The organism is Candidatus Angelobacter sp. (genome assembly GCA_035607015.1).
Taxonomy (GTDB): domain Bacteria; phylum Verrucomicrobiota; class Verrucomicrobiia; order Limisphaerales; family AV2; genus AV2.
The window spans coordinates 1-6004 of record DATNDF010000465.1; the positions used below are offsets into that span (position 1 = coordinate 1).

Genomic DNA, 6004 nt, shown 5'->3' on the forward strand with positions numbered 1-6004 from the left:
AGCCATCATCACCGGCACGCAGGGCCGCATGCGAATTCATAGTCCCTGGTGGCGGCCCGTCGCGATGACGGTGTCGCGCGAAAGCAAATCCGACGAGAGCTTCGAGTTTCCGGTGGAAGGCAACGGTTACGAATACGAAGCTCAGGAAGTGATGGACTGTCTCCGCTCCGGCAAACTGGAAAGCCCGCTCATGCCGCTCAATGAATCCCTTTCGATCATGGAAACGCTCGACACACTACGCGGCCAGTGGGGATTGAAGTACCCCATGGAGTAGCCGGCGATTTCGCCTTCGCAGAATTTGGCCGGGCTAATTTCCGTTGAACGCTGTCGATTGGGTCAACCGATGCGACGAAGTGAACAAAGCTCCGAGCGCCACAAGCCCGTATCCCGTCCAGACGGCCAGCACGAGATGCGACGCGGAGTACGACACCATGAAATGCTCACGACCTCGCGCGTCGCGCGGCGGATTGAGCACGAGCGGAATAAAAAGTGCCAGGGAAACATAAACTGCCAATAATCCCATCATCCATCGCCGTCCGTACGCGTCGAGTCGGCGGAGATAATAAAAAGGGACCAGAGCAACCAAAACGTAAAGCAGCCCGAATTCCGCGACGGTGATTTCGGCGCACATCTGAAGTTGCTTCACGAGCCCGGCCAGATGTGATGTTGGATGGAGTCTTTCAAATTGTCCCCGGGTCACTAGGTGAAGAAAACCGTCCGGCGTTCGAGGATAAGCCCAGTTGATCGGCGGGTTCGTCATCGACGCGACCGGTTCATACAAATAAACTGTCAACCCGAGGAGGATCATCACGCCGCAATTCAGGATGGTTTTCCATTCCGTAAAAAGACGGCGCGTCCCGGCAATCATCGCCATGCATGTCACAATCGATCCCACGCCGACGACGAAAAAGAGAATGCCAAATATGTTCGTTTTTCCTCCACGGTCGTGGCTGGCCTCCAGGTAACCAGCCCGTAGTGCCATCAGACACGCAATGAACAACACCGCGTTCACCATACAAATATCCCTGATCAGTTTCCGGTGTCCGAACACAACCATTAACTGCAGGCCCGGTGCCGCAGCCAGCAGCATTTGACTGTTGGTAAACGCAAGTCCGTACACAAATGAAGCGCCATAAAGACTTCGCCGCCGCGAAGGAACGTGCACCCATCGCATCAAAAGACACAGCACGATTGCGAACAGCAGCATGCGGAGCGGCCCGGGGTCGGCGACGACCGCAGTTCGCCAGAAGGCACCATCGAACCCAAACGCCATTCCAGCGACGCAACTGGAGACCACGCGAAGAGCGCGTATCTCTCCCTGCCTGAGTTTGCCCGGCTGCGAAATCGCTTCGATGAGCGCGGGTCCGCCTCTCGAGGCCATCAGTGCGATGACGCCGCAAGTCAGCGCTCCTGCGATGGCGGATGACAAACCGGCTCGCCACGCGACACTCGAGAATGGGAGCAGCGTAAAAAAATGAGCATAGATGGTCCAAAGTGGGTATCCGGGAGGCACTGGCACGCCGGCATACATTGCGCCCACTGAAAAAGCTCCCGAAGAACCAAGTGTCACGTCTGGCGCGAGCGTGAACAAATAGACCGACAACACCAATGCCGCCGTTGCTCCGAAGCTCAGCCAGTCTGATCGCTCAAAAAAGCGCGTCTTTTCGAGAGTTCCTCGAACGGACTCTGAAGCCTGGCAGAAGCCCTCCTTTGGCGTCGAGCCTGACTCCGGGTTGCCGTTCATTCGGGCGTGCCTTTCAATGAACAGACACCGTCACGGATTATTTTGTATGACTCGATTGCGCCAATGGCCCTTCGCCGATTTAACAGGGCAAGCCTCCACCTTCGGACCGCACAACCTCCCGACGAAGTTGACCGCAATCACTCCATCGCTGACGCGGATTTCCGGCGCTCTTTCAATTCCTTCCGAGTTGTCAAGACGATGCCACGTTTCTGAATGAGTTTCTTAGCAGGCAGGAGATCAGTTCGCCCGTGCTGAAGTCCGTTGTTGCAGCCAAAAAATGTCCGGATTGTTCGGCTGGTTTACCCGGCTGAGATTACCGTTGATCACCTTCGTGCGCGGGTCCCCCCAACGGTGTATTTCGCCATGGCCGTCGGCGAAAGAGAACGTTCCGCTGAAGTTATGCCGCGTCGAGGGCCAGTCGATCATCTGAGATCCAACCATTGATACGGCGAAGCCCGCGTCATTGATGCTGTATTCATCCTCATCAATGATCACCCAAAGCTCGGAAGGTTTTGGGGCGATCATATCGTGAAGGTTTGCATAAGTTCGCCACGGATTGTTGGCGCGGTTATTGTGATTGCCGTCCAGCCAGGGGCCGTCCACCGGCGTCTTCCCGTCCTGTTTTGTTCCCACGGCCTGGTTGGCGGAGTAGCTACGAACCCGCGGTACACCATTGAATTGGAACGGATCTTCGGGACAGCGAAACGCCTGAAACTTCCCCTCGAGATACGGTGCTATCTGCGAATTTGTCAGAACAGTGGTATTGGTTGCAGCGTTGGCGTTCACGACGATTCCGGCCACCCAGTTCGAGGAACCGCCGTCATCCACATTCACCGGAAAATATCCAGTGTGGTCTTCGGAAAAACCGAGCCAGCCGCGCATCAATTGCTTAACATTGTTTAGACAGACCAACGCGTGTCCCGCCTGTCTGCCGGCAGCAAAAGAGCGGGCCTGCAACAAAGACAAGGTAGTCACGATGACGATGAGGGTCAACAGGTCGGTTCTCGTGAATGCGCGTCGTTGGTCCACTCTGTTTTGAATGCCTAATGCGGGTGGCATGGATCTTTTCGCCTTCTGATTTTGCACTCACGGTATCATGCTCATCGGAACAAATCCACGCTCAAATGCGTTGGTTTCAAAGAGAGCCGAAACTTCAAAACCGAGAACAACGGCATACTTCGAAGTCCATTGACCGACTGGTGGTAAATTTCACTCCATCGCCGACGCGGATTTCCGGCGCTCTTTCAATTCCCTCCAAGTGGTCAGAATGATGCCGCGTTCCTCGATCAGTTTCTTCACGCGCGGGTCCGTGAGCGCCTTCAGATCGGCGCGCCGCGACTCGCTGGAACTGGTAATCAGCGGAAAATCCTCGGTGGGCAAGGACGCATGAAAGATGATCTCCGTCACGCCGGGCTTCAGTTCCTTGAGCAGTGTCTGCAACTTCTCCGTCTTTTCTTCCGGTTTCCAGTTGTATGAAGCCGTATGCACGTCGTCGAGGACCGGCAGTCCGGCGTTCCAGATCTTTTTCACCCAGGGACGCAGCTTTGTGGCCGCTTCCGGATTTTCCTGAAGCACAAAGGTGCCCTGGCCGCCGACGGCCAGAATCGGAATGCGCTTTTCAATTCCCACCTTGGCGTAGCGCTCGAAGTAATCGGGCCGGGCAAACAACGTGCCCATGTGCGAGTCCAGGTGGGTGATCGGGATGCCGAGCGTTTCCGCCCGGTCGATCTGCGCGCGAATCTCGCGCTCGACTTCGTCCGGCGTGGCACGCGTGGCAACCTGTTCCACGTTGTGCCACAGGCAGCCTTCTTCATCCACGAGGCCCGGCACCTGCGACTTGCCGGCCAAGGGACCCCACCGGTAAATTTTCCATTCAGAAGTCAGCGTCAGGTGCAAGCCGCTGTCCGCCTCCCGGTTCGTCTTCAGATAGCGCGCGATCTCCGAAACCCACGGACATGGCATCATGATGCTGAACGAAGTGGCCACGCCATTCCCCGTCGCTTCGATGGCACCGAGGTTGGAGGAATGCGACATGCCGACGTCATCCACGTGCAGAATCACAACTACGTCGCCGTGTTTCCAGCCAAGACGTTCGGCGAAGGTTTTGTCCGGAGCCAACGATTGTGCGGCGCACCGGGCGGGCAGCAGCCCGGCCAACGCTCCACAGGCGAAGAAAAGGATTCTGTAATTCATAAAAGGCTCGCCGACTCGGCATCGAGAAACAGTGTGCAATGGGCCTGTTTCCTCAAAAACGACGCCGGACATGCCGTGCTGATCGGGCCTTGCAGCGCCGCCTTGACGGCCGCGGCTTTGCGTTTCTCGGGAACGATGCAGACCATTTTTCTGGCAGAGATCAGCGCGGGAATGGTTAGCGTCAGCGCGTACGACGGGACGGATTCCAGGTCGGGAAAGTGGCCTTCGCCCGCCTGCTGGCGTTTGCACGCGTCGTCGAGCTTCACGATCTTTACAAAACGATTGTCGTTGAAGTCGGCAACCGGCGGATCATTGAACGCGAGGTGTCCGTTCTCGCCGATGCCGAGGCAGCAGAGATCAATCGGTTGCGCGCGCAGGAGTTGGGAGTAGCGCTCGCACTCCTTGATCGGTAGCAATGCGTCACCCCCGAGGTCATGGAACACCTTTGGGTTGACCAGATCCGCGACCCGTTCGCGCATGTAGCGGCGAAATCCGGCCGGATGATCCGCCGAAATGCCCAAATACTCGTCCATGTGAAACAAGGTGACCTTCGACCAGTCCACGCCACCGAGTTTCACGAGTTGACCGAGGAATTTGATCTGGGAATTGCCCGTCGCGAGGACCGCCGCTGCGCGAGCGTGCGCCAGCAGTGTTTGTTGCAGGTAGCTTTGCGTCTCGCGCGCGGCTTCCTGCACCAGGTCGCCCTCCGTGGCGTAAACGCGCACACGGAGCGAATCAGCAACGAAACTCTTGAGCGTCTGGGCCATCTTGTCGAATGCCGGATCGTTCAATTGTCGGCGAGTCCGCCGCCTCGAGTCCTCATCGAGGCGGTGACGGAACCGCGACCTCCGGCTGTCGGAGATTCAGTCCATCTTGCGAAATTCTTCCCACTCCGGCTCGGTGGCGAAGATGCGCCGATAGTATTCAGAGCCTTGCAGCCCGCTGGCGGCCGCTTCATCCACCACCACCGTGCAACGCGCGTGCAACTGCAGCGCCGTCGCCGAGATCATTGATGTGATCGGGCCTTCGACGGCCCGGCCGATGATCTCCGCCTTTTCCGCGCCGGTCGCGAGCAACAGGCAGCGCCGGGATTCCAGGATCGTTCCCACACCCATGGTGATGGCGCGGCGCGGGACCTTGTCCGGCCCGCCAAAAAAGCCGGCGTTCTGCTCGAGCGTGAGCGGGGCCAGCGCCTTGACGCGGGTGCGCGATTTGAACGCCGACAACGGCTCGTTGAAGCCGATGTGCCCGGCGCGGCCAATGCCGAGCAATTGAAGGTCGATGCCACCGGACCGTCCGATGGCAAGTTCATACTGGTCGCATTCGGCGTCGAGATCCTTCGCCGTTCCGTTCGGAAGGTGAGTGTTTCGGGGATCGATGTTCACGTGCCGGAAGAGTTGTTCGCTCATGTAGTAACGATACGAGCGCGAATCGTCCGGCGGCAGGCCGACATACTCGTCAAGGTTGAACGTCCGGCACAGGGAGAAATCCAGGCCTTGATCGCGGTGCATGCTGACGAGCTGGCCATAGACCATCTCCATCGTACGGCCGGTCGCGAGGCCAAGAACAAGATGCGGATTGGCGCGGAGATCTTTTGCGATCAGGCTGGCGACAAGGCGCGCGGCGGAATCGGGGTTGGGCCGGATGATGACTTCCACAACGTGTTCGCCGGAGCTTGGCGAGTCGCGGGAGCGGATGACAAGGATATTCTGCTTGCCAACAGGCGCGCAGAGAACCGAGATAACTTCATGCGGCAGGGCGAAATCTCCGCGAGACACTACGCGACTGCTGAGCCGGTTGTTCTGGAGTGGCGGGACGGCTTCATAACCGATCTGCGCGCCGCGCCGCGCGCGGTTCCGGACAATGCGTGGATTGCGCCGGCATTGTTCGATTCACAGGTGAACGGGTTCGCGGGCGTTGATTTTCAACGGGACGATTTGACCGTCGAAGATCTGCTGGCTGCGACACGGGCGCTGCGCGCCGCGGGTTGCGCCCGATTCCTGCTGACGTTCATCACCGATAAATGGTCCCGGCTGACGGCGAGATTGAAGCGGCTGCGTCAGTTCC

7 protein-coding genes are annotated in these 6004 nt (G+C 58.2%); 2 read left to right on the forward strand and 5 right to left on the reverse strand.

From position 1 onward, the window contains the following. A partial coding sequence (locus tag VN887_18680; GenBank protein HXT42041.1) for a gfo/Idh/MocA family oxidoreductase occupies window positions 1-274 on the forward strand: 274 nt, incomplete at its 5' end. Between the two features lie 33 nt (window positions 275-307). On the opposite strand, the gene VN887_18685 is transcribed toward VN887_18680, so the two are convergent. From VN887_18685 to nagB, 5 genes are all read right to left on the reverse strand, one after another. Next, window positions 308-1744 (reverse strand): DUF2723 domain-containing protein, encoded by a 1437-nt coding sequence (locus VN887_18685; GenBank protein HXT42042.1) that lies wholly within the window; start codon window positions 1742-1744, stop codon window positions 308-310. A 237-nt stretch (window positions 1745-1981) separates the two neighbouring features. Next, window positions 1982-2803, reverse strand: a complete 822-nt coding sequence (locus VN887_18690) for a hypothetical protein (protein HXT42043.1) — start codon at window positions 2801-2803, stop codon at window positions 1982-1984. Between the two features lie 150 nt (window positions 2804-2953). Continuing rightward, window positions 2954-3937 carry a polysaccharide deacetylase family protein gene (locus tag VN887_18695; GenBank protein HXT42044.1) on the reverse strand — a complete coding sequence of 328 codons (984 nt, stop codon included), beginning with the start codon at window positions 3935-3937 and terminating at the stop codon, window positions 2954-2956. Beyond that, window positions 3934-4704, reverse strand: coding sequence for a glucosamine-6-phosphate deaminase (locus tag VN887_18700; GenBank protein HXT42045.1), 771 nt, complete (start codon window positions 4702-4704; stop codon window positions 3934-3936). The genes VN887_18695 and VN887_18700 overlap by 4 nt, the downstream gene beginning before the upstream one ends. 96 nt (window positions 4705-4800) lie before the next feature. After that, window positions 4801-5595 carry a glucosamine-6-phosphate deaminase gene (gene nagB / locus VN887_18705; GenBank protein HXT42046.1) on the reverse strand — a complete coding sequence of 265 codons (795 nt, stop codon included), beginning with the start codon at window positions 5593-5595 and terminating at the stop codon, window positions 4801-4803. 90 nt (window positions 5596-5685) lie between these two features. Between nagB and VN887_18710 the strand changes: the two genes are divergently transcribed. After that, window positions 5686-6004, forward strand: a 319-nt coding sequence (locus VN887_18710; protein HXT42047.1) for an N-acetylglucosamine-6-phosphate deacetylase, incomplete at its 3' end; no start/stop codon positions are given.

Bases quoted from the DNA above. Each gene is read 5' to 3' on its own strand.
- VN887_18685 (HXT42042.1), bottom strand. From the start codon at position 1,744: ATGAACGGCAACCCGGAGTCAGGCTCGACGCCAAAGGAGGGCTTCTGC.
- VN887_18690 (HXT42043.1), bottom strand. From the start codon at position 2,803: ATGCCACCCGCATTAGGCATTCAAAACAGAGTGGACCAACGACGCGCA.
- VN887_18695 (HXT42044.1), bottom strand. From the start codon at position 3,937: ATGAATTACAGAATCCTTTTCTTCGCCTGTGGAGCGTTGGCCGGGCTG.
- VN887_18700 (HXT42045.1), bottom strand. From the start codon at position 4,704: ATGGCCCAGACGCTCAAGAGTTTCGTTGCTGATTCGCTCCGTGTGCGC.